27 protein-coding genes and 2 tRNA genes are annotated in these 24,191 nt (G+C 41.6%); 17 read left to right on the top strand and 12 right to left on the bottom strand.

Annotated elements, in window-relative coordinates:
- Positions 1-69 precede the first annotated feature (69 nt).
- From H6795_00990 to H6795_00975, 4 genes are all read right to left on the bottom strand, one after another.
- Entirely contained in the window at positions 70-372 is a 303-nt protein-coding gene (locus H6795_00990) for a hypothetical protein (GenBank protein MCB9817098.1), read from the bottom strand.
- Positions 373-570: 198 nt separating this feature from the next.
- Entirely contained in the window at positions 571-1,014 is a 444-nt protein-coding gene (locus H6795_00985) for a hypothetical protein (protein MCB9817097.1), read from the bottom strand.
- Positions 1,015-1,028: 14 nt separating this feature from the next.
- Positions 1,029-1,721 (bottom strand): HNH endonuclease, encoded by a 693-nt coding sequence (locus tag H6795_00980; protein ID MCB9817096.1) that lies wholly within the window; start codon positions 1,719-1,721, stop codon positions 1,029-1,031.
- 42 nt (positions 1,722-1,763) lie between these two features.
- A tRNA-Gln gene (locus H6795_00975) sits at positions 1,764-1,838 on the bottom strand.
- A gap of 114 nt (positions 1,839-1,952) precedes the next feature.
- Between H6795_00975 and H6795_00970 the strand changes: the two genes are divergently transcribed.
- Positions 1,953-2,222, top strand: a complete 270-nt coding sequence (locus tag H6795_00970) for a WhiB family transcriptional regulator (GenBank protein MCB9817095.1) — start codon at positions 1,953-1,955, stop codon at positions 2,220-2,222.
- A gap of 50 nt (positions 2,223-2,272) precedes the next feature.
- Positions 2,273-3,394 carry a quinone-dependent dihydroorotate dehydrogenase gene (locus tag H6795_00965; GenBank protein MCB9817094.1) on the top strand — a complete coding sequence of 374 codons (1,122 nt, stop codon included), beginning with the start codon at positions 2,273-2,275 and terminating at the stop codon, positions 3,392-3,394.
- A 68-nt stretch (positions 3,395-3,462) separates the two neighbouring features.
- Here H6795_00965 and H6795_00960 read toward each other — a convergent pair whose 3' ends face one another.
- Both H6795_00960 and H6795_00955 read right to left on the bottom strand, forming a co-directional pair.
- Positions 3,463-4,167 carry a TRIC cation channel family protein gene (locus H6795_00960; GenBank protein ID MCB9817093.1) on the bottom strand — a complete coding sequence of 235 codons (705 nt, stop codon included), beginning with the start codon at positions 4,165-4,167 and terminating at the stop codon, positions 3,463-3,465.
- 2 nt (positions 4,168-4,169) lie between these two features.
- Positions 4,170-5,045, bottom strand: a complete 876-nt coding sequence (locus H6795_00955) for a mechanosensitive ion channel family protein (GenBank protein ID MCB9817092.1) — start codon at positions 5,043-5,045, stop codon at positions 4,170-4,172.
- Between the two features lie 69 nt (positions 5,046-5,114).
- On the opposite strand from H6795_00955, the gene H6795_00950 reads away from it, so the two are divergent.
- On the top strand, positions 5,115-8,480 hold the full coding sequence (locus tag H6795_00950; protein ID MCB9817091.1) for an ATP-dependent helicase: 3,366 nt from the start codon (positions 5,115-5,117) through the stop codon (positions 8,478-8,480).
- Positions 8,481-8,540: 60 nt separating this feature from the next.
- Here the strand turns inward: H6795_00950 and H6795_00945 are convergent, their stop codons facing one another.
- Positions 8,541-9,290, bottom strand: a complete 750-nt coding sequence (locus tag H6795_00945) for an aquaporin (protein ID MCB9817090.1) — start codon at positions 9,288-9,290, stop codon at positions 8,541-8,543.
- 132 nt (positions 9,291-9,422) lie between these two features.
- Between H6795_00945 and H6795_00940 the strand changes: the two genes are divergently transcribed.
- The 3 genes from H6795_00940 to H6795_00930 all read left to right on the top strand — a co-directional run bounded on the left by H6795_00940 (position 9,423) and on the right by H6795_00930 (position 10,846).
- Positions 9,423-10,046, top strand: coding sequence for a hypothetical protein (locus H6795_00940; GenBank protein MCB9817089.1), 624 nt, complete (start codon positions 9,423-9,425; stop codon positions 10,044-10,046).
- A 27-nt stretch (positions 10,047-10,073) separates the two neighbouring features.
- The gene (locus H6795_00935) at positions 10,074-10,643 is read left to right on the top strand and encodes a cob(I)yrinic acid a,c-diamide adenosyltransferase (GenBank protein ID MCB9817088.1); all 570 of its coding nucleotides are present in this window, start codon (positions 10,074-10,076) and stop codon (positions 10,641-10,643) included.
- A 65-nt stretch (positions 10,644-10,708) separates the two neighbouring features.
- Complete coding sequence (locus H6795_00930; GenBank protein ID MCB9817087.1) at positions 10,709-10,846, top strand: hypothetical protein; 138 nt, start codon at positions 10,709-10,711, stop codon at positions 10,844-10,846.
- A 438-nt stretch (positions 10,847-11,284) separates the two neighbouring features.
- Here the strand turns inward: H6795_00930 and rsmG are convergent, their stop codons facing one another.
- Positions 11,285-11,905, bottom strand: coding sequence for a 16S rRNA (guanine(527)-N(7))-methyltransferase RsmG (rsmG, locus tag H6795_00925; protein ID MCB9817086.1), 621 nt, complete (start codon positions 11,903-11,905; stop codon positions 11,285-11,287).
- Positions 11,906-11,994: 89 nt separating this feature from the next.
- On the opposite strand from rsmG, the gene H6795_00920 reads away from it, so the two are divergent.
- Positions 11,995-12,606: a thermonuclease family protein gene (locus H6795_00920; GenBank protein ID MCB9817085.1), complete on the top strand. Its 612-nt coding sequence runs from the start codon at positions 11,995-11,997 to the stop codon at positions 12,604-12,606.
- Here H6795_00920 and H6795_00915 read toward each other — a convergent pair.
- Positions 12,603-13,436, bottom strand: coding sequence for a glycosyltransferase family 2 protein (locus tag H6795_00915; protein ID MCB9817084.1), 834 nt, complete (start codon positions 13,434-13,436; stop codon positions 12,603-12,605). The two genes, H6795_00920 and H6795_00915, sit on opposite strands and share 4 nt — an antisense overlap.
- Before the next feature lie 47 nt (positions 13,437-13,483).
- On the opposite strand from H6795_00915, the gene H6795_00910 reads away from it, so the two are divergent.
- A complete protein-coding gene (locus H6795_00910) occupies positions 13,484-14,593 on the top strand; it encodes a hypothetical protein (protein MCB9817083.1) in 1,110 nt (369 codons plus the stop codon).
- Here H6795_00910 and H6795_00905 read toward each other — a convergent pair.
- The gene (locus H6795_00905) at positions 14,583-15,620 is read right to left on the bottom strand and encodes a hypothetical protein (GenBank protein ID MCB9817082.1); all 1,038 of its coding nucleotides are present in this window, start codon (positions 15,618-15,620) and stop codon (positions 14,583-14,585) included. The two genes, H6795_00910 and H6795_00905, sit on opposite strands and share 11 nt — an antisense overlap.
- 68 nt (positions 15,621-15,688) lie before the next feature.
- Between H6795_00905 and smpB the strand changes: the two genes are divergently transcribed.
- The 7 genes from smpB (at position 15,689) to H6795_00870 (ending at position 19,889) form a co-directional block, all read left to right on the top strand.
- Positions 15,689-16,156 carry an SsrA-binding protein SmpB gene (smpB, locus tag H6795_00900; GenBank protein MCB9817081.1) on the top strand — a complete coding sequence of 156 codons (468 nt, stop codon included), beginning with the start codon at positions 15,689-15,691 and terminating at the stop codon, positions 16,154-16,156.
- Between the two features lie 50 nt (positions 16,157-16,206).
- Positions 16,207-16,434 carry a hypothetical protein gene (locus H6795_00895; GenBank protein ID MCB9817080.1) on the top strand — a complete coding sequence of 76 codons (228 nt, stop codon included), beginning with the start codon at positions 16,207-16,209 and terminating at the stop codon, positions 16,432-16,434.
- Entirely contained in the window at positions 16,409-16,699 is a 291-nt protein-coding gene (locus H6795_00890; GenBank protein ID MCB9817079.1) for a hypothetical protein, read from the top strand. The genes H6795_00895 and H6795_00890 overlap by 26 nt, the downstream gene beginning before the upstream one ends.
- Before the next feature lie 556 nt (positions 16,700-17,255).
- Positions 17,256-17,513 carry a hypothetical protein gene (locus H6795_00885; protein MCB9817078.1) on the top strand — a complete coding sequence of 86 codons (258 nt, stop codon included), beginning with the start codon at positions 17,256-17,258 and terminating at the stop codon, positions 17,511-17,513.
- Between the two features lie 34 nt (positions 17,514-17,547).
- Positions 17,548-18,348: an exodeoxyribonuclease III gene (gene xth / locus H6795_00880; GenBank protein ID MCB9817077.1), complete on the top strand. Its 801-nt coding sequence runs from the start codon at positions 17,548-17,550 to the stop codon at positions 18,346-18,348.
- A 40-nt stretch (positions 18,349-18,388) separates the two neighbouring features.
- Positions 18,389-19,105: an HAD family phosphatase gene (locus H6795_00875; protein MCB9817076.1), complete on the top strand. Its 717-nt coding sequence runs from the start codon at positions 18,389-18,391 to the stop codon at positions 19,103-19,105.
- Positions 19,106-19,109: 4 nt separating this feature from the next.
- Positions 19,110-19,889, top strand: a complete 780-nt coding sequence (locus H6795_00870; protein MCB9817075.1) for a hypothetical protein — start codon at positions 19,110-19,112, stop codon at positions 19,887-19,889.
- A gap of 64 nt (positions 19,890-19,953) precedes the next feature.
- On the opposite strand, the gene H6795_00865 is transcribed toward H6795_00870, so the two are convergent.
- A tRNA-Leu gene (locus H6795_00865) sits at positions 19,954-20,040 on the bottom strand.
- Between the two features lie 113 nt (positions 20,041-20,153).
- Here H6795_00865 and H6795_00860 point away from each other — a divergent pair.
- Positions 20,154-21,377 (top strand): class D sortase, encoded by a 1,224-nt coding sequence (locus H6795_00860; GenBank protein MCB9817074.1) that lies wholly within the window; start codon positions 20,154-20,156, stop codon positions 21,375-21,377.
- Positions 21,378-21,383: 6 nt separating this feature from the next.
- Here the strand turns inward: H6795_00860 and H6795_00855 are convergent, their stop codons facing one another.
- Positions 21,384-22,859 (bottom strand): PEGA domain-containing protein, encoded by a 1,476-nt coding sequence (locus H6795_00855; protein ID MCB9817073.1) that lies wholly within the window; start codon positions 22,857-22,859, stop codon positions 21,384-21,386.
- Positions 22,860-23,012: 153 nt separating this feature from the next.
- Here H6795_00855 and H6795_00850 point away from each other — a divergent pair, with 153 nt between their 5' ends.
- Complete coding sequence (locus H6795_00850; GenBank protein MCB9817072.1) at positions 23,013-24,188, top strand: hypothetical protein; 1,176 nt, start codon at positions 23,013-23,015, stop codon at positions 24,186-24,188.
- Positions 24,189-24,191 lie beyond the last annotated feature (3 nt).

The raw sequence follows: 24,191 nt of genomic DNA, 5'->3' as shown, positions 1-24,191 counted from the left end.
TTAATAGCTAATATTTAATTAAGTATTTATGCGTTGGTAAGAACTGTCTGCTAATAAATACCCAAGTGTTTACACCATCAAACGGCTAGAGGCTCGTTTTGGTGCTGGAGTAATTATAATATGCTGGGTTGTTTTTTTGGTTTTGGCGACTGTTAAATCACCATAACCAAGTATAGTTGGTAATTGGCGCCATATACGTATTGCCGTTTTTACTGCAAAGGTGAGCGCAACAGTAGTACTTAACGCGATTAAGCCCATAAGCAAGAATGTAAAACTGGTTAAAAATGATACTATTAAACCTGTTATAAAAAATTCACTTACCATAAGCCCTACATGGTGAAACCCTATATGTTTATTCTTGTGCTTATTCATAAACAAATAATATAACTAAATGAAAGAATGCGCAATATCACCGCAAATAGACAAAACTATCACTGCTAATCTGCCTACTTCTTATACAGAAGCACATCGCGCGTTAAAATAGTATAAATTTATACCAAAGTATTACAAGAAAAAAGCCGAACATATAGTCCGAATATTTTTTATGGCTGAGCTCTGTGGTCTAGTAAATTATTCTCTTCTGTTTTGACGTTTTTCTACAAATATGAACAAAACGAGTAGCAATAGGGCAATCCCTGCACCTACAAAATAGTACTTAATCCCTATATTATCTGGACTTGAAGAATTTCTACCAGATATAAAGTAGTACGCAATATAGGTCAATACCAATATAAGATTACTCCCATAAATATCTATTGATAAATCGTAGAACATTTCTCTTATCCTGCTTGGTACCTCCATAAAGCCGAATGATTTTTCATCTTTATATTTAAGTATAGTGCCTGTAAGCAATATATAAATAAATGCGCTAATTCCAGATATTGAAAACAAGCCTTTAAAAAAACTCCAAAATCCCGAATCAATAAATGCCAATAAAGCTATCGTCGTTGCTATGATCCCGAAAGCAATTGTTATCCTTTGTTCTTCTGTTTTATTGAGTTGATTATCTTTCATGATAATTAGTTTAATTATTCTATTTTCGCTGATTTTTCTAAGTTGTGTTTCATACATAAAAGCCTGATATTCTTCGAAGTCAAACTGGTGCCCCCTTTTGAGAAAGGTAACTCATGGTCAAAGTGGAGATTTTCTGATGAACCACACAGAACACACTGTCCGTTATCGCGTTTCCATACTTCTTGCTTTACTCTACTAGGAATAACTCGGGTATGCTCGATATCTTGATTGCCTAAATCATTATTTATACTTTGGTTTTTCGATAATTTTAGAATAAATCTATAGACGTTACGCCCGTTATCAAAAACTTGCATATAATCGATCAGCTCAAAGACACCTTTTAACGACCAAACACCAGGTAATATTTTCTCGTATATCTTAACTAACTCAGGTTTTGCACCACCTTTTTTGAAATTATTAACAGCTTTAATAAACAAGCCGTTTTGCGTTGGTTTTCCAGAAGGAAGTGTGGCAATTTGATCTTCAAACTTTGGATTATGAGTATATGTCTTTCTTGAAACATCGTGGCCTTCATACTCTACAGTAATACCATCATCATGAATCCTGTCAGTATACTGAGCATTTGATCGTTGCGACATCAGGACTACTGAATATTTAGGATTTAATCTGAAATTCATACCTCGCTGTAAAGTCTGTACATTCTCAATATCACACATTTCTCGATATGAAATAACATCGTCTCTAATAATCAAATCTTTGGACACCTGGGTCTCCTTTGGTGCAATATTTGGCTAGGGTGGAGGGATTCGAACCCCCGAATGCCAGGACCAAAACCTGGTGCCTTACCACTTGGCCACACCCTATTAATAGCTAATAGATTTAGCTGTAGTAGTATACCTTTTTTCAAAGGCTTGCGCAACGTCGCATAAATGAAGTTAATTTTGTAATATATATATTATTATTGTATAATTGACTTTATGGCGAATATATTATCATGGCACATTAAAGCAGCCTGTGACGGCACATTTGATGATCGGCCATTTGATAGTCACCTAAGAGAGCAAAAAGCTTTTATTAAAGAATTCTGCGATGGGTGCGTGGTTAGGGATTTATGTTTATTAGACGCGATCGAGAATGATAACCCACCTGGGGTTTGGGGTGGAATGACTTTAGCAGAAAGAGAGAAACTACTAAGAAGATCAAAGAATGCTTTAGGCATAGTGTCAGTAAGAACTACTCAATCTTAAAGATATGCAACCACTAGTTGTGTTGCTTAGTTGCGGCATTTTGTATAAACGTGCACAATACAAGTGTGAGAGTCATTAGCAATATAACAAAATTCTTGTACCAAAAAACTGTTAAACCGTTACTTTTTACCATTAACCCAGAAAAAGTGCATGACACCACATTGCTAGCTGCTAGCACGAGCGGTAAAATAGCACCGCTACGGTGGCTTGTTAAAAAGTCCTGGAGCTACCGCGACTCTTCGCTCACACAAACAGTTGATGGTATTTATTATGAAAATCCTATTGGACTAGCGGCAGGGTGGGATAAAGATGCGAAAGCAATTAGTCTTATGGAACCAATTGGTTTTGGGTTTAACGAAGTAGGGTCAATCACGCAACATCCCTATGCTGGTAACGAAGGTACACGGCTCTGGCGCTTACCTAAATCCAGTAGCATTGCAGTATATTATGGTCTTAAAAACCAAGGTGTAGATACGATAGCACCGAGGATCGCTAAGACGAACAGCACAATACCGGTAGGTACAAATATAGCCCGCACAAATTCACCTAACTGCGACGATGCTGCGTCAATAGAAGATTATGCATATTCATTCAAAAAACTCTCGCACATCGGCGACTATTTTACGATTAATGTTAGTTGCCCCAACACATTTGGTGGCCAACCATTCCATGATAAAAAACGACTCGACCTACTATTGTCTAGGTTAGATACAATCAAGACGAAAAAACCTGTTTACATTAAGCTATCACCGGATATTACGTTCAAAGAAAGACAAGCCATCGCTAAATTAGCTTTTACACACAATGTGCAAGGATTTATATGTGGTAATCTGACTAAAAATAGAACCTTACGCAGTATTTATGATGAAAATATACCAGATGTGGGGGGTCTAAGTGGCAAGGTTGTAGAGGAATTATCTAATAGACTTATCAGCGATATGTACACGCTTACCAACGGCCAAAAAACAATTATTGGTCTTGGTGGAGTATTTAGCGGCAAAGATGCCTACAAAAAAATTACGCTTGGAGCGAGTTTGGTTCAGCTTATCACCGGGCTTATTTACCAAGGACCACAATGCGTAGGTGATATTAACAAAGAACTTGCCTGTACTTTAAAAAACAATGGCTACAACAACGTACAAGAAGCAGTTGGCACCGCTCACAATCACTAGCAAACGACACGTACTACACAAATTTAATGCGACGTAACATAGGCCGTGTAGCTGTACTATTTTACTGATTATTTTGATTTACGCTTTGGTTTTACAAAGTCATAGAATGTAAGAAACTTAGTTCTATTGACATCTGCAAAGGCTGCGAGTGGCTTGGTGCTTAAATCAAACTTCATGGCTGCTAATCTAAAAAAGAACACAAGCCCTATAGCCACCCATGCAGCAATTTGGGCATTGATTTTTAATACTGTGGCTAAGAACAAAAATAGTGTGACACCTGCCAAAGCAGCCGCTGCATAGTACTGACCCGGGAAGAAGATAACGGGTTCTTTTTTGGTAAGAATATCACGCAGTAAACCACCGCCTGTTGCAGATATTAGCCCTACAAGTACCGCCGATATAAACCCAAGCCCAGCATTAATGCTCATCTGCGCTCCTATAACACCATAGATACCAAGCCCAAGTGCGTCTGCTACAAAAAACACTCCATCCCACTTTTTCACCAAATGATAAAACACCGTACCAACAACTACTGCCAGTAAAATGGCAACCAAAAAACGGTTATCTTGCAAAAACAGTGGGGGACCTTGCTGCAAAAAAATACCATCGCGTATTAAGCCACCACCAGCCCCGGCGACAGTCGCAAGAATAATCACACCAATAATATCGTACTGCCGCTTTGTTGCCAGTATAACGCCAGTTAAAGCGAACAAAAATGTTGCCAATAAATTATAAGCAAGCGGAAATTCAAACTGGCCAACTAGCTCGTTCATTATTACTTTTTAGATTTGCTTTTTACTATCTTTTTGGGTGCCGATTCTGTTACGGTGCGTACAACTCGTTGTGGGAAGGGTATTTCTATGCCATTGTCATCAAACGCATCTTTAATTCTCATTCTAAATTCGCTGGCTGCAGCCCACTGTTTACCAGGTTTAACTTTACCTTGTGCCCGAAATGTCTGTTGTGATTCATCAAAACGAAGCATCGTTTGATACTGCACTGGCTCTATGAATATTTGCTTCCAATCTTCTTCGCTGGCTATTTGTTCACCTGTCTTATTAACAATATCTTTAATGGCATCCATATCAGCATCATAAGCAACACCCAGTTCGACATTCACAACAGAATAATCATAGGTTTTATTAATAATAGAGCGCGCCAAACTATGGGGCACAATATGAATATTGCCATCAATATCACGTAGTTTAATGGTGCGCAAGGTTATTTCCTGAACCGTACCGCTGTGATCTTGATCTATGGTAATAACATCCCCGACACGGTATTGATCTTCTACAAGTGCCATAAAACCAACGTACAAATCCATAATTATATCTTTGCCGGCTATGCTAAAAAAGATACCAACAGCACCAGCACCAGTGAGTAATGCGGCAGTATTAACATTAAAGTGTCCTAGCAGTACAAATATAAATATTATCCAAACGCTTACCGCCGCTAAACTCTTAAAGGCTCGGGCAAGGGTATTAAGCCGTTTCTTATTTATACTTCTACCCCTGTGTTGGGCAGATTTATACAAGCGTGCAAAATATTGTTCTATAAAAATATGTATGACACGCCGAACAATCAGGGCAATAATGAAAGCTACCGCTAGGTAAATTAACTCTTTGATAATACTGTTTAGTGTTATGTCCATGCTTATGATTATAGGGCATTATGCTAACTTATCTGTCATAAATTGTAAAACTGTATAAAATATAGCTATATGAGTAACCCAAAAACTCCTACATTAAATGCCGCCCAACAACAAGCCGTAGACACAACTGAAGGCCCCGTTATGGTTATAGCTGGACCCGGCACAGGTAAAACTCAGCTGCTTGCAAGTCGGGTGCTCCATATTCTACAAAATAACCCTAGCTTGTCACCGGCCAACATATTATGCCTAACGTTTACAGAAGCTGGCCAAATAGCCATGCAAAAACGGCTTATAGAACTGATGGGTGAAGCTGGTGCCCATGTTGCTGTACACACATTCCACAGCTTTGGCTCAGAAATAATTAATACTCATCCAGATTACTTTTTTAACAATGTTCAGTTTACTCCCGCCGACGATCTGAGCATACACGAAGTTATTACCAGCGTTTTAGATGCGTTACCCGCACGGCACCCACTCACCGCAAAACACGAAGGAGACTATGCATTAATAGGCTCTATAAAAAGACGCATACAAGAATGCAAAAAAGCATTAACACCAGATGAACTTGCAGGCGTTATTAGCGATGGCGATGCGTTTGTTCGTTACATAGAACCAGCTATTATTGATACTTTTGGAACAAATGTTTTTACAAAAAAACAGTTTCCTCAGGTTGCAGAGCTGCTAGAAGTAGGGCTTGCATACAACAATTCATCAAAGATTATCACGGGTATAAAGCCGCTTCACGTCGTATTTAACGAATCACTTGCGGCGGCCTATGGAACCGCCATTGAAGAAGATTCAACCAAACCACTGACTGTTTGGAAAAAAGATTGGTTTGCAAAAGACGTATCTAAAAAACCCATATGCAAACAGCGTGTAGTATTAGAAAAATTAGCAGCATTTGCTGAAGTCTATAGCAACTACCAACACGAACTACATAAACGCCGCTTATTTGATTTTGATGACATGATTATGCAAGCAGTCAATAGCATCGAAACCCGTGGAGATTTAGCCTATGAACTGCAAGAACAATATCAGTATTTGCTAGTTGATGAGTTCCAAGACACGAATGTTGTGCAAATGCGTTTGCTGCGCGCCCTTGCAGATGCACCGGTACACGAAGGCTTGCCAAACGTTATGGTAGTAGGGGACGATGATCAAGCCGTATTTGCATTTCAAGGTGCAGAACTATCTAATATCCTTAATTTTACAGAAACATATCCCAGCGCAATGCAAATAACACTCACTGAAAACTACAGAAGTAGCCACAATATCTTGCAGGCAGCACGAGCTGTAATTACCCAGGGCGAAGATAGATTAGAAAATTACGTGAAGGGCATAGATAAAACACTACTACCTAATGCTACCTTTGCTACTGCGCCTCGCAGCGAGCGTTGGCTATTTGACATTCAAGCCCACGAATACGAATACGTCGCGAAACATATTGCAGCGCAGATTAAACAAGGTACGGTGGCAAGCGATATTGCCGTCATTGCACGTGAACACAAACAACTCGAGGCGCTCTTGCCATACTTATTTGATACCGATGTACCAGTAGCATACGAACGCCGCGAAAATGCCCTAAATAATCCTCAACTTAAAGAATTACTCGTTCTTGCGAAAGTAGTCTACTACCTAAGTATAGACAAACCACAGGTAGCGAACGAGCTGATGCCAGAACTCCTAAGTGCCGATTATTGGCAATTACCAGCGACCGAGATATGGCAGATAAGCCTTGCAAGCAGGCAAATAAAGACGGAGTACGAAGCAAACAAATTATGGTTACAAATCATGCTCACAGGCACAGTAAAACAAAAAAATATTGCAAGATTTTTGCTAGAAGCTGCCAAATTGTCTATTAATAGTAGTTTAGAGGAAATTTTAGATGTGCTCATAGGTAGCACAGATGCGTTCGTGGCTGACAGCGCTGAATCAGAAGCAGTGGAAACAGCATCATCTCCAACAATTGCATCGCCCTTTAAGTCGTACTATTTCAGTGATACAAACTTACAAAACAAGCCGCAGGCGTACTTAGAACTACTTGCTGCACTTAGCGCCGTACGCTCGAGCCTGAGATCGTACAAACCTGATATCACTCATAGCTTGCAAGATTATATACATTTTTGCGATTTAGCCAAAAAAGCACACGTTTCTATACCAGTGAAAATGATGCACGCTACAGGTAAGGATCCGGTTAACTTATTATCTGCCCACAAAAGCAAAGGACTTGAATTTGATACCGTATATATTCTGTCTGCTACCCAATCTATATGGAACAGTAAGGGGAGGGGTGGAGGTATTAGTTTAAGCCCCAACCTACTAAGTATTGCTCATAGTCCTAACCCAGATGATAATTTGCGATTGTTTTATGTCGCTATGACACGTGCTAAGCGTCATTTATTTATGAGTAGTTTTATGACAAGTGATACCGGCAAAGAAATGATCCCGTATGCCCCACTAGAAGAAAAGACAGTCCAAGCAATCATACAATCACCTGTAGAACCTATGGCTATGCCTTCTACCCCACATGACATATTATTTCGCGCAGAACGTCACTGGCACGATAAACATCTATCTGTGCCTCAAGCTACTTTAAAAGATCTATTACAAGACCGTATTAACCGTTATACATTAAGTGCTACTCATTTAAATAATTTTTTGGATGTGCCAAACGGTGGGCCTCATAAGTTCTTTTTACACAATTTCCTTCAATTTCCATCTGCAATGAGCCCGAGCGCTAGTTTTGGTAGCGCCATGCATAGTACACTCGAATATATGCATAGCTATGTAGTAAAACATGGCTCATTACCTGCGTTAGCGAAAAGCGAATCGTTTATGGCATCTAGTTTACAAAGAAAGGGTTTAGCACCAAACGAGTACGATAAATATCACACCCAAGCCATCAATGCGCTGAATGCGTTATACGCTCAACGCTCACATGAGTTTACCCCCAAACAATTACCAGAACAAGATTTTCGTAGGCAGGGTGTACGAATTGGCGACGCTTTATTAACAGGCAAGATAGACGTGCTTACCGTCACCAAACATTCGGCAACTGTTACAGATTATAAAACCGGCACAAGTAGCACGACCTGGAATGCGCAAGGTCAAACGAACTACGCTAAACAAAAATTACATCGCTATAAACAACAATTATACTTTTATAAACTGCTTGTGGATGGATCACGAACGTGGGGCGAACAGGGTATTCGCGCTACTAAAGGTGAACTAGTGTTTGTAGAACCAAACCAACAAGGCTCGCTCGATAGCTTGTCGCTTGACATCACAGATGAACAAGAACTTACCAGGTTGCGGAAAATCATTGCAAGTGTATGGCGATGTATCGTAAATTTAGATTTTCCAGATATTAGTGTGTTTAGTGAAGATGCCAAAGGCATTACCGAATTTGAAGATTGGCTTATAGCAAACAAATAAAAATAACGTGGCACTGTATTGATGGCCACGTTATTAATATACGTTAAAGCTTATTTGTGATTATTTCTTCTTTTTTGCAGGAGCTTTTTTCTTAGCTGCAGGCTTTTTTGCAGGAGCTTTTTTAGTAGCTGTTTTTGCGACACTTGGCTTTGCGGCAGCCACAGCAGTCGTCTTTTCGACTTCTTTTTTGCCAAACATTGGTACAACAACGTACGCTACCAACGCAGCAGCAACTAGATAGCCCACAACTGGTGCACCTACATAGGTAACTGGATCAAAACTTCGTACTGCAACTGCAACAGCAGGGTTTAGTAACGAATTTGATGCTAAACCAGATACGGTTAAACCAATAAAGAGGCCTGCTCCAGCAGTGAAGGCTAATTGATACCCTTTAAGTTTTTGAGCTACAGCACCGGTAAGTGCCAAGCCAAAGATAAAGGCACCAAGTGCTTCGGCTGCTGCTACGTTCCATTCTACGGTAGCTGTCGTAGCATTTGTTAGTGCTCTTTCAGTTAAATACTCATACAGTTGCCATGCAGCAAAACCTGCGAGCATTTGAGCAGCAATATAGCCAACTGCTCTTAGCGCAGTGATTTGACGAATTGCAAACATACCAACGGTAACCGCTGGATTTACATGCCCACCTGAAATTTTTGCAAATGCGCTGACGAATACAGCCACCGTCACACCTGCAGCAAGTGCAGTAAAGAATGGAAACCTATACAGGCTTACACTCAGTACAACGAGTGCGAGTGTCAGTGTGCCAAAAAACTCCACCAACAGCGCAGCAACATGTCGTTGCTTAATCATAAGAGAACCCTCCTTACATTTATATATACCCTTACAATAAAAAGAATATCAAAAAAAAGCAATACCTAATAGGGGTGGCTACCTGTAGCGATTTTGTTGTAAAAAGTATATAGTTATAGTGTACGTAGAGATATGCGAGGACAAGGCATGGCTAAGTCAATCTATGGAACATTTGTACCACCCGCAGAACTGCTCTTAGAATACGATAATAATCGCCATAGAGCCCACATACCCATGCCTCGGGATAGCACTGAAACGATTGAGCCAGCACCACCAGCACATTACTCTGCTGAACTCATAAGCACCTCACTAGACGGGCCGACGTCGCAAGACATTACTCGCTTTTTAGATACGTATTACACAGTAGAAAGTGCACCAAAAATAGGTGCGTTTTTACTACGTTTATTAGAAATAACTCGTGCCATCCCTAAAGAACACGTTATAGAAGACACAAAGCAACGTCACGATCAAATTATGGCAGCCGAGCAACTTTTAATAGATTATGAACTCTTTATAGACGAAACAACCGGTATGTTTGACCAAAAGCGCTTTAATGAGCTTATTACTCAAGAGCTCGGCGAACACATTATCGCTTTATACCCAATTACTCGTATTTTACAACGTGCAGTCATAACCGCTCACGAACAGGGTACAGCAGATAAACAGCATAGTCTTACAAATATCTATAGGTTAGTACTCATAGCTATAGCAAAACAACGGGGTATTTATAACTCTGATCAAACAACGAAGCCTTAGTACCAAAAATGGTATGCTATAACTACCATGAGTTTTGAAGATTTTAAAAGCAAAGATAGTGTCGTCGTGGTATACACTGGCGAAGGCAAGGGTAAAACAAGTGCGAGCATTGGCTTAATGGCGCGTGCTCTTGGTGCGAATTGGAAGGTTGCCTACATCCAATTTATTAAGCACTGGCACGTTAATGAACATACGTTCATAGAAAACATTACACCTATATACGGAGACAATTTATTATTTATGAAAGGTGGGGCTGGTTTTTACAATGCAGGTGAACTAAGTGCTAAAAATGTCACGGAAAACGAACATAAAGCTATAGCGCTAAAAACATATACAGCAGCTCTTCAAGCAGCAACCAGTGGCGATTACGACCTTGTTATATGTGATGAAATAAACAATGCTGTCCATGATGGTTTACTTACTGTGCAGCATCTGCGCGAACTTTTAGAAGAACACCACCCAAAAACAAGTATCTGTGTTACCGGTAGAGATTTTCCTAATGAACTCATGCATTTTACCGATATCTCAACAAATATGACAAAGCTAAAACATCATTTTGATGATAAATATTTGGCAAATCCTGGTATAGATTACTAGCCTTGGCGCAAGTACCATATGTTATAGTAAAAAAATTAGTAATTATAAAAGTATTAAGGAGTATTATGTCGTACGAAGCAATTGCCAATTGGCATCAAGAACACCATATACCGCGCGAAATTCAGCTCGCACTTGGAAGCACTGGCACTACTAGGCAACTAGAAATTTCGCTGAGCGCTGATAGCGATTTAGAGCAAGAATAAGACACATTAGCACTCTTGACACGTAAGTGCCAAAGCAGCTACTATAGTAGAGTAGTAATTCTTTTTGGGAGATTACTACCAGACGGAGGGTTTTAGACTAATCTATGATGTATTTGCTTGCACGCCGTAGTCATGTTTTACGAGCAGTGAAGATGCAAATGTCATGATTTAACTATGAAACCTTACCAAAGAGCAGTCACGCGTTCATTGCACACGTACACGCCTATGTAGCTCCCTCCTTTGCTACTTAGATTCTAGTGAACAGCATGGTACGCCCACGGCTGCTCTTTTTTTAGTCTTTTGTTGCTAAATATACTACAAATACTTGACCTCAGCATAAGCGCTACGCTACACTAACTAACAGAACAAAAAGGGTCAAAATAAGTCGAGAGCCTCGCGGAGCCTCGACTTTTTTTGTAAGCTATATTGTTGTACTAATTACTTTTTACAGATATGTACGAGCGCTTTTTCGACAAACTGTGGTTCATTTATCAACGATTGGAGTGGTATTTTTTGAACACGACAATTGTTCGGTAACTCACCTGAAATGTCGCCACCTTTTAAATACAACAGGCCGTTGGGTACCTTATTTTGAGACGATTGCCTGATGCGCTGGTGCACCCATCCCCACATGACATCAAGCCGCGTAACTGCTCTCGAAACAACGTAATCATATTGATCATGTATTTCTTCTAAACGTATATGTTCTGTCTGTACATTGGAAAGTCCTAGCTCCGCAGCAATAGCATCTACTACTTGTAATTTTTTTCGCGTGCTATCTACAAGTACAAATTGGGTGTTGGGAAACAGTATCGCCAAGGGGATACCTGGCATGCCACCACCCGTGCCTGCGTCAAGCACACGATCTTGGGCACTAAATTCTATATATTTTGCGATAGCCAAACTATGCAGAATATGATTTGGGTAAAGCAGGTCTATATCTTTTCTAGAAATAACATTAATTTTTGCGTTCCAATTATGATATAACGCACCTAACGCTGCAAGCTGTTGCTGCTGCACGGCACTCAAGTGCAGAAAATGCTTTAGAATGTTATCCATATATTTTAATTCCTTTGCAAAGATATACGCACGCCTTTGCGTAACTGTACCTATTGTAGCTCATTTGTCCCTACCGTAAGATATAATCAATGCATTCTTCTAAAGCGCCTATTCAAACACCCCCAAAATCAAGAGCAAAGCTGCTGCTTAGTAGCGTAGCGATTGTAGGGGGACTTGCTGCAATAGTACTCATATCTGGGATAGTCCGCGTATTACCTCAACAAAAAAGTGTAGAGCTGCCACCCAAGCCAGGTTTTTATTTGGTGAGTCACGTATTTGATGGTGATACAATTTCAGTCAAAATGGACGGTCGTGAAGAGAAAGTCAGACTTATTGGTGTGGACACACCAGAGACAATCAAACCTAACAGCCCCGTAGAATGCTATGGTGTTGCTGCCAGTAATAACTTAAAGTCACTGCTTAGTGCTAAAACGGTACGGCTAGAATCTGACCCTATTAACCAAAACCGTGATCGCTATGACCGCCTACTTCGCTATGTGTACACGCAAGAGGGAACACTAGTAAATGAGCAAATTATTCGCGAGGGATTTGGCTTTGCGTACCTTAGTTTTCCATTTACAAAAGCTGAAGAATTCCGTCTCGCCCAAGTAGATGCTCGCCAAAACAATCGTGGCGTTTGGGGCGGGCAGTGTGACATTACCAACCCTAATGGTGACCGCCCAAAAACGAACGAACTTTAGCGGCGTAGTTTACGCATAAGCTCGTATGCAAACGTTACAAGATAAAACGCATAAACCGCCCACACCGTCGCCACCCAATATAGAGCCCGTTTTGGCCACGCTAAAGGCGGCACTCGTGTAGCAAGCTGGTAGCGTGGGTGCTCTTTGTCTAAACGCTTTAAAAGTTGTAGCATCAGTCCATACTTACGATACCTAGCATATTCAAACATCGCTTTCATCTGCACCGATACAGTTAATTGCCTCGTTACTAAGACCCGCCCGCCAACACTGGCTATAGCAAGGCTCACATCTTGGTCTTCGTGCACAGCCATATCGTTATTTATGAGGTATTTTTTCGCCTTGTGCCAGTATTGTTTACGGATCGCCATATTCGCCCCCCATAGCACAGGGTATGCGAGGTACGCTTTTGTAAATGCAAAGTAGCTCCACGCCCATAAGAGTGATATTTTTGGAATAAATTCATAACGCGATACGCCATAGCCACTAAATCCAGCCACATCAGGGTGCGCAACCGCGAGTTGCTGTAGACGTTCTATATATGTTGGTGGTAATACTGTGTCAGCGTCTATACGCAGCAAAATATCACCAGTTGCCATATTAAGCCCAGTATTACGCGCATAAGTTAAGCCCTGTTTAGGCTCGTGCAGTATTTTTACGTTTTTATAGCGCCGAGCGATTGCCATAGAACCATCTGTGCAATTATTATCTACAAATAGTATTTCATGAGGTGTAACAGTTTGAGCTTGCAACGCACCTAAGCACGCTTTGACATACGGTTCGTCATTATACACTGGTACAACAACAGATATAGTTGGTGGTTTTGCACTCATTATCGTTAGCTCTTATTGTACCATGTATAATAATAGGTATTACCACTATGAATACGAAAAAACATCCCAAGCAAGCAAGTAAAAAAAGTGCCTTTAAACGCGCGTTCGCTGCATTTAGGTCACTTTCTGTATGGAAGAAATCGTTACTGATTATTATCATTTTTTGTATAGCTTTTGTAGCACAAGCCTACGCGATAGGTTATTGGTACCAAAAAAAGCACAGTAGCGAGCCAATAACATTTGGTGTTACTTTTATCCCTAACTACGCTCGCTTTTTTGAGCTTGACCCACAAGAAACAATGCTCGCCCTGCGCGATGACCTTGGTTTTAAACGCTTTCGGTTAGTTAGCTACTGGAAAGATATAGAAAAGTCACCAGGCCAGTATGATTTTAGTGAACTAGATTGGCAATTTGAAAAAGTCAATGAAGTCGGCGGTGAAGTGTCGCTGGCGATTGGTTTACGACAGCCACGTTGGCCAGAGTGCCACGCACCACAGTGGGTAAAAGCAGAAGATAAAGATGTATGGTACCCACAACTAAAGCAGTTTATGCAAGCTGTCATAGAAAGATACGGCGACAACCCAGCCCTTACAAGTTATCAACTAGAAAATGAGTTTTTCTTGGGTGTATTTGGTGAATGCGGTCATTACGGTGCCGAACGAGAACGCCTCATAGACGAATTTAATTTTGTGAAAAATCTAGACCCTAATACGCCAATAATATTAAGCTATGCCAATAACTACTTTGGTGTTGCGACTGGCCAACCACAGCCAGATCAAGTAGGAGTATCTGTGTATAAACGCGTCTGGGAACAAACCGTAACCAAACGCTATTTTGAATATCCGTTTCCATCGTGGTATTACAGCTGGCGAGCGGGGCTACAAGAAATCTTAACAGGCAAAGATTCAATGCTCCACGAACTCCAAGCCGAACCCTGGACACCCACCGACGTTAAAACAGTAAGTATAGAAGAACAAGACAAATCAATGAATGCCGATCGGTTACGTGAACGCATACAATATGGTGTAGCGACTGGTTTTAGAGATATCGATTTATGGGGTGGGGAGTGGTGGTATTGGCGCAAGCAAACCCAAGACGACCCAAGTCTTTGGGAAGCTGTCCGTGAAGAAAAAGCCAAAGCATTATCTACTCAGTAGTTTTTTCAAGTAAAGATATCGCGACCAATGGGTTGTTCCCACCAGCATGACCAACGCCTTTTGCCTCTGATCCAGATGTAAATCTTACAAGGCGAATAGCATCAGGATTATTACTGCTGGCTTGTACAGCGTCTAGCGCGTCTTCAAGCCCAAATGGTGCTACCATCGCGCTATTTTCTACGTAGCCAAGGGTAGTCCGTGCATCTGGCGGCAGCGCCTGGTGCGCAGCCAATAAATCTGCAGCAAATGTGCCGCGTTTCATTGCGCCAATCATCGCTAAGCTGGCTAAGCTACGTGCTTGTCTAATAAACCGTCCCGCATCTTCGTGCACGTACGTACTGTCTACGAGTTCAATCAGGGCTTGCCAGCGCGAATCTCGCGTCGCCTGCAACCACTGTTCAGTACCGGCCTTCGAAAAATCTTTTAGTAATTGGTACATGCTGCGTTCAACCGTGTTTGGTGGCTCTAGTAGTGCGAGCTTTTTGTGATCTAGCACCCCATGACGGCTTACTTCTCCTGACAAGTCAGGTGCAATTTGTGCACCAAAGCTATACCCATAAATTGTTGTGTCTTGGCCTACTGGCAACACCTTAGCTAGAGCTTCTGCCAGGCGGGCTGCAATGAAACCTACGTTTCCAGCACGGAGCTGTGCCCGCTCTTGCCGCGTTGTACTCAGTTCGTTATGTGGGGCTACAATAACACGGCACCCCAAAACTTCTGCTATAGCGAGCGCTGCTGCGTCACGATGTGGCACCATGCCGGCTGCAAATTCCGGCACATACACAATTGTGCGTGATTCGTCATAGTCACCCCTTGGCGTAACATTATAAAGGCGAATTTGTGAACCATCAGATAGATCCACCACAGTAGGGTGTGGCACATTTAGTAATGTTCCCATGGGAATTTCATCTAGTTTCGCGCTGGTATGTTCGTCACTAATTTCTGTTGGTGGTGCATATATACCGGTTGCTGGATAATAATCTTGTGAGTAGCAGCTATTCGCTACGCTGGGTTGAGTGTTTTTCATGGTGACTTATTATAGCACAATTATATTATTTTTACAATAAGCGGAATGATTGCTACAATACATACGGTATGAAGCAAAAAAAGCCCACACGAAGTACAATTACAAATAAGAAAGCGCGGTTTGATTATGATATTAAAACCGAATACCTTGCTGGTATTGTGCTTAATGGCCCAGAAACTAAAAGCCTCCGCTTTAGCAGGGGGAGTTTGCGGGGAGCTTTTGTAACCATTAAAAATGGCGAAGCATGGCTCAATAATTTACAGATTATGCCCATGAACACTAATGCCGCACATTTAACCGAAGATCAACAAACCAGAGCCCGCAAACTACTGTTAAAAAGACGTGAATTAGCCGATATTATTGCCGCAAAAGATCAGGGGAATGCCATTGTGCCATTGGCACTCCTCACCAAAGGCCGCTACATTAAGGTGCGCATTGCCACCGCTAAGGGCAAAAAAGCTTACGACAAGCGTGCCAAAATAAAAGAGCGTGATACTCACCGCGACGCAAAACGAGATCTTAAAAAGTACCAATAAATAGCCGAAAAGCGCTACAATAGCTGTATAAACATAAGAATACAGTACGTGTGACAAAACATGAATGGTATTTAATCCTAAGCGCGGCAGTTGCACTCAAAAGCAAAGATCCCTCTACGAAAGTAGGCTGTATTATGGTAGATGCCCAGCGAGGGGATGTACTAGCACAGGGTTATAACGGTTTTCCACGCCACTGGCCAGACGAAACTATTGCCACTATGTCACGTACAGACAAATACGCACTGACTATACATGCTGAACAAAACGCCACTACCTAATGCTGCCGCGCGCAGCGCAGCACTGAATGGCTGCATTGCTTACGTTACTCATCACCCGTGTTCTGACTGCACTAAACTGATGATTCAAGCAGGAGTCGCCGAAGTTCATTTTGTCACACCGCAGCCCGAATTACGCCAACGATGGATAGATTCTTTTGATTTATCTATTAAAATGTTCAGTACAGTGGGCATTATCCATCATGAGCATAAGCTAGACATAAACGAACTTCTTTCAAAAGCTGCCGCCGGTGCACATACACCCTAACGATGCCTGCTAAATGAGTATAACTATTGACATTTATAGTATTTTGTACTATAATGGTTCTCACGCTATTTAATTAAAGTAGCGATTAAACAAAAATATCAGGCTCTTTTCTAGTGATATTCCTGGCTCATATAGTGCGCACCGACCTTGCAGTACACTAAGGTGCTCAGTTAGCGATTCAGGAACCAAAAAGAGAAACTAAACCAGGTACAAGATAGACGCTTCAACAAATGAACGAAGGTCATTGGCTACTCGGTTAGTTAAATCTAAAAATACTGTTGAACATTTCCCAGATCGCATCAGTGCTTATTGCTTGCTAAGAGTAAGCAGTGCGTGATCTGGGAAGCACAGTACCAGTCACAGAAAGGAGTCGTCCTATGCTTTGGACCATTTTGATTGTGATTTTGTTCGCAATCGGTGCATGAGATCATTAATTAACTCGCCCGAGCCCTCCGGCAACACAACATTCAAACATGAATACATACACCTTAATATGGTGTTTTTTTAATAGTAAAAATCGAGCCACGAGCCAACAAGGAGTATACTATGTATAGAAATGAGTACGGCAATGTTTTTTCCGGAAGCGAGGCCAGAGCCTAATGTGGCAGGTTCAATTTTTACTAACGAGATTACTGCCGCATTACATAACGTTATTCAACAAGTCAGAAATAACGGGTCAATTATCGCTACATGCACCATAGACAGCGATGCTTACAAGGACCCGACTCTTGTTACATTAACGTGCAAAGTAATTGGTGAAACAGCAATTACACGGTATCTAGAAGAAAAGTATTTATCAAACACATGCTCTTGAATAAGAAACTCTATTTTAAGGCTATAATTATTACATGAAGATTTACAGTTGGAATGTTAATGGAATTAGGGCGGTTGTTAATAAAGGTGCCTTTCAAGCGTTTATCGCCCAAGAAAAGCCCGATATTTTAGGCTTGCAAGAAACAAAAGCCATGCAAGGGCAAGCAGAAATTGATTTGCCTGAATATAGTGAATACTGGAACAGTGCCGAAAAAAAAGGTTACAGTGGCACGGCAATTTTTACCAAAATTACTCCAAAAAGTGTTATTTACGGCGCACCAAGCGCCATTAGCGATGGCTTTGGTAGCTTTGAAGACGCCTACGGTGATGTCTTAAAGGAAGGGCGTATCACTACCATCGAACTTGATGATTTTTATTTTGTAACCGTTTACACACCAAACACAAAAGGCGATTTAAGTAGGCTAGAGCTACGGTATCGTCTTTGGGACCCAGTCTTTTTTGAATATATTAGCCACTTAGAGCAAACCAAACCGGTCATTTTTTGTGGCGATTTAAATGTTGCGCATACCGAAAATGACCTAGCTAACCCCAAAGGCAATATTGGTAAGCACGGCTTTACTAACGAAGAGAGGGAAGGCTTTCAAAAATTCATTGATGCCGGTTACATAGATAGCTTCCGCCTATTTACGCCAGAAGGCAACGGTTATTACACATGGTGGACTCACTGGGCCAACGCTCGCGCCCGTAACGTCGGTTGGCGGATAGATTACATCATGGTCAGCCCAAGGCTAAAAAAACGGCTTAAAAGCGCACAGATACACGCCAGCGTCATGGGAAGCGACCATTGCCCAGTAAGTATAGAGATTACTCCATGATACATCTACGAATAACTACTTGCACTGAAGGGTTCGCCCTATGAAACAAGCAAAGTTTGCGGTTTTTGATATAGATGGCACGCTTATACGTTGGCAGTTATTTCATGCGATTGTTCACGAGCTTGGCAAACAAGGTTACATGGACGAAACCTCGCATCAAAAAATCAGAAATGCACGAATGAAATGGAAGAACAGAGGTAACCCTGATTCGTTTAAAGAATATGAAACTTTGTTGCTTGGGGAATACATGGTAGCGCTACAAACTATACCACCAGAACAATATCATAGAGCAGTAGAAAAAGTGTTTGACATATATAAGGATCAACTATTTGTGTATACACGCAGCCTACTTCAACAACTAAAAAAAGCGGGCTACTTGCTATTTGCTATATCAGGTTCACAAGATGAAATTGTACAAAAACTTGCCGCCTATCACGGTTTTGATGCGGCTGTTGGTGCAAAGCTCATTACCATAGAGGGCAAATACACTGGCCATGTTGAATCACCTGTGCATAGTAAAGATACCGCACTTCGCGAGCTTGTTAGTACCTACGGTGCCAGTTTTACAGGTAGCATTGCAGTTGGCGATAGTGTCAGCGATATTGCTATGCTAGAGTTAGTTGCTCAACCAATTGCTTTTAATCCAGAAGCCGCACTGTACGCCCACGCAAAAAAACATGGCTGGAAAATAGTTGTTGAACGGAAAAACGTTGTGTATGAACTAGATCACACAAACAAAGGATACGTGGTAGCGTAACGCCATGCCTTACGTCACCCAAACCACGCTTAGTCCGCTATATCCAGAACTTATATGGAACAAGCCAGAAACAAAAGCGCTCGCAGGTAAACTGCTTATTATAGGTGGAAATAGCCACAGTATTGCTGCGCCCAATGAAGCGTATAGGATCGCCATAAATAAAGGTGCAGGCGAGGTGAGGGTTGTGCTCCCAGATGCAGCGAAACGGTATTTTCCGCGTACCGCGACGCCAGATATTATGTTTGCACCCAGCACACCCAGCGGAAGCTTTGCAAAAGAGGCTGTAACCACACTCTTGCAGTATGCAGAGTGGGCTGACATTATCTATTTAGCTGGCGATATGAGTAAAAATAGCGAAACCACCATGGCGCTCATTGATTTTTGCACTCACATAAGCACCATGCTCGTAGTAGAAGGTGAAAATCTTGACTCATTTATAGATACTCCACATTTACTCTTACATAGAAAAAGTACGCTGATTGTTCCGCAATTTACACAGTTACAAAAAATAGCCATGAACATTGGCGTAGCAGAACCTTTGACCGCAACGATGCCCCTTAAAGCGCTTGTAACGTGGCTAGAAGCGTTCAGTAATGACTATTCAGCGTCTGTACTGCTCAGTTACAATCACGCTGTGTATGTTGCCTGCAGGGGGCAGGTGAGTATTACCAAACCAATCGAATCACCGCCAAGCAGCCAAATAATTGCAATTACAGCAGCAGTGTGGGCAATGCAACAGCCTTCGCAATTATTTAAAGCAATCACGACGAGCATAACCCAATAACACCCCACTATAAATAGTAGCTTTTTTACTTATAAAATGTTATAATAAACTTATCAGTTAGATATGGTACCGCAGGCCGGACTTGAACCGGCACGAGCATAAGCTCACAAGATTTTGAGTCTAGCGCGTCTACCAATTCCGCCACTGCGGCGCCAAATATAACCGATGATGTACAACCCTTGCATTAGCACCTAGTACGTGTCGCTAAAGCACAGCTATTGTACTATAATTATAAAGATAGCTAAAGCCTAAAAAGGTACTCGCATGCCTAAATTTGATCAATCACTACCATTACCGACACCACAGTCATCACCCAGTGATGATTTGCCAGAAGAAAAGCCACAAACAAAAGCGGCGCTGGATTTGATACGGAATAAAGTTAGCTCTATATACGCCAAAGAGCCATCGGCATTGCAAGAAGAGCAGGAGATTATTGCAACAGGGGCACATTCGAAACATCAAAAATATATTAAAAAGCTCATGGACTCTGGCCAAGACTTGGCTACAATTCAAACAGAATGGCACTCGTATTATCAATCGTTACCAGATACAGAAAAACACCAAGTATGGAATGAGTTTTATAGTGCCTACGACAAAAGTAAAAAAGCAAGTCAAGCAACATCATCGGTATTACCAGCCAGCAAGCAACTAGCCCCGTTATCTAGCCCGCGCATGTCTCGGAGGCGTTCGTTAAAACCACGTTCTTCGTTAAATAAAAAATCAATGGAAACTGCCAAGACAGAGTTACTAGATAAGGTGACTGCCCGCGGCAAGCTAAGCCCTAAACACCATTTACAGTCGCTTTTGTTTGGTTTGAGCATGGGTATGATTGTAGTAGCCGTCGTCATGCTCAGCTTTTTTAATGAGCGATTTATTGCGCCCTTTATTACACCAAGCCGCACGGCGAGCGCATCGCCAATAATCATAAATCCAAATGAGCAAGTCGGGCCAGAATCAAAAGTTATTATTCCTAAAATCAATGTTGATGTACCAGTTGTCTATGACATGACTACCAATGAAGAAAAAGCTGTTCAAGCGGCCCTGGAAAACGGCGTTGTGCACTATCCGAGCACTCCTGTGCCAGGGCAGAATGGTAATGTAGTGATAGTCGGGCACTCATCGAATAATCTACTCAACAGAGGTAAGTACAAGTTTGCATTTGTACTACTAAACAAACTGCAAGAAGGCGACACCATAACGATGCAATATGGCGGCAAGCGCTATGTGTATAAGGTATACGAGAAAGTCATCGTTAAACCGAGTGATGTTGGTGTGCTTGGGCCAACAGATAAAACGGCTTCTTTAAGCCTGATTACGTGTGACCCACCTGGTACAAGTATTAATAGGCTGGTTGTGCGCGCCGAGCAAATATCGCCGAACCCTAATGGCAACGTAGCTGCTAGCACGGCTAACCAAGTAGCAAATACGCCCGATATCGTACCCGGAAACGCACCAAGTTTGTTCGAGCGTTTGTTTGGTTGGTTATAAGATAATTTAGTTAGTAAGCGTTAAGAAACCTACTTGGAAATTTAACGAATTATTAGCTTGTGGAGCGAGGGTAAAAAGGCGAACAAAGTCATTATCGTAAAACGCTTTTTGACCGTTCACTGCTTCTGTTAATGTTTGAAAATTAGCACCATCAAATTCAAATACATGCTCGCTACCACCACTCACCACATGGAACCGATGGCCGTCTAACCATTGCGCGCCTTCTGGTGGTAAAGCAACTGGGCTATCAAAGCGATAAATTGTTTGTAGCTCAGCATCATATACCGTAAAAGCTGTGTCATTTTGCACACCTATAAAACGAGCATTATCAGAAAAGCCAACATAGCGTGCTGCAGGTAAGGGTAGTTTTAATTGAAAACGAAGAGCGCCAGTCGTGTCTATATTATCTGCATTCTGCAGTGGGTTAATATAAATGTGTGTATTTTCTTGAGCATTAGAGCCAACCACAAAAAACCAATCGCCTTCGTAGCGAGCTATGTCTAATAAAATTGTTTGGCTTGCGGCAATAGGTTGTAATAAATAGTTTGTTGCTCCGTCGAGAATTCTGACTGCGTACTTGCCTTCTGGCGCACCACTTGTTGTGGCATACAAGAGTGTGTTGTTTTCGTACGGTGCATACGACACAACACCGTCCGCCACGATTACGGGTTCTATCCCATTAGATAGCGATGCCCGCCGTAGCAGCTTTGTGTTCGCATCTAGTAGATAATATTGGTCATACTTTTTATCACGTAAGCGTACATCGATCCCTTGTGCAATAGATAGCTTTGCCGTCACGTCAAATGACTCTTCAGGTTTTTCGCGATCTATTATGACATATGAAATGAAACCGTCGGAGGCCGTCTTTTGCACCAAAAAATGACGGTTATCTGTAGACCATTCAACCACTTTCAGTGAACTTGTCGCCATATCTTGCGCGCTAAGAACAGTTTCTGGTATGACGATTTGGCTTGGCGCCTCTGTCGCTTTTGTAGTGTCAGTAACATTAAGCGTGGGGTTCGTGCTATTGGCATTCGCAACTATCCATTTTCTGCTCGGTGATTCTGTCCATATTTTTGGTATTTGTGCATACGTAGCGGTGGTTTGTTTACGAATATCTACGGGGAATAACCTTGGGTAAATTTGGTAGGTAACACTGCCACCTATGACATCTACATCTTTATACCAATCGCGATAGCCTTCTTCTGTAAGCCGCACTGAATAGGTATTTTCTGGCAAGACAAAGCGGGCGTCTGTGCGTTTTTCTAATACATCATTTATGTAAATGTTCGCACTAACCGGTTTACTATCTATAAATAATAATCCGTTTCTGACATCTCTATTATTGTTAAATAAATCAAAGCCTTGCAAAATAAAAGAAATCATAAACGTACTAAAAATAATAACCGCGGCTATAAAGCCATAGCCCATAAATAAACGTAGGGTTTTTTCTCTTTTTTCTTCGGGGTCTAAAAATTCCATAGTAGTACCACAAATTATTGTAACGCGTACACGTTAAAATCGCTACGGCATGTTAGCGGGTAAGAACTAACAAAAACACTTGCGTTTATATACTAAATGCTTGTACGATAGTAGATAAGGCAGAAATTTAAAAAATAAATTTTGGTGGCATAGGTGAAAACAACGATAGAAATAAACGGCAAAATATACGACGCACACACAGGTAAAGTAGTATCATCGCACCCAGCAAAGACAGATACATCTAACGCTGAACGTAAAACGCCGACACGCACACAAGTAACGCAACCATTACAACGTGGTGTTATTATGGATGGCGTGCGTAAAACGCCCCATCATGCTACAAACAGGCCGCTTAGTAGCGCGCAACCCACACCAGTTAAACATGTTCAAAAATCTCAGACTCTACATCGCAAAGCAGTACAAAAACCCTCTACACCAAAGCCTGTGCCACATATACACAGCACGAATGCAAATGTCCACAGTAGCGTAGAGCACAGCGCTACTGGCAGAGGTATGCTTGTTAAGAGAGTCCCCGACGTGCGTCTGAGCCGTGCCTTACGGGCGAGTAAAAGTACGTTAATATCTAAGTTTGGCACGCCACCAAACCCAAAACCACACCTAACGACAGAACTCCCTGTAAAACAACCCCCCGTTCATCACCAGGCACCTAAAAACACTCATTCTAGTGCTGGTGCTACTACCCATCCGACTAATCCTGTTAATACACAACCCACTACTACGACTAAAGAAACGCCTACAAATCCTAAAAAATTTGTTTTTGAAGATCACATTAAAAAAGCTAATAGTCACTTGTTAAAACCAGTAAAAAAAGATTCGCGTAGAAAACGCCTGGTGCGATCTTTAAAAATATCACCCAAGGTAGTATCGGCGAGCGCAGCTGTGTTTGCCTTGACCCTATTAGCTGGCTTTTTTGCGTATCAGAATGTACCTATGGTAAGTATGCGTGTCGCGGCAAGCAAAGCAGGCTTTAATGGAGCACTTCCAAGCAACATACCTGCAGGGTACTCATTTAATGGCCCGGTGCAAGCAGATAAAGATGTAATTTCACTCACTTATAACTCTAATAGTGACGCGCGACGCTTTATTGTGACGCAAAAACCATCTAACTGGTCTAGTGAAGCACTACTGACAAATTACTTACTAGATTCACAATTTAGGTACCAAGCGTATAAAGACAATGGCTTAACGATTTATATATATAATGGTTCTAATGCTACATGGGTAGATAAAGGAATATGGTATAGCGTTAACGGCGAAGATGGAAGTCTGTCATCTGAGCAGCTGCTTGAACTCGCATCCAGCATGTAGTAA

The sequence above is a fragment of the Candidatus Nomurabacteria bacterium genome (assembly GCA_020631975.1).
GTDB lineage: Bacteria > Patescibacteriota > Saccharimonadia > Saccharimonadales > CAIOMD01 > JACKGO01.
This window is presented reverse-complemented; position numbering and strand designations above follow the sequence as displayed.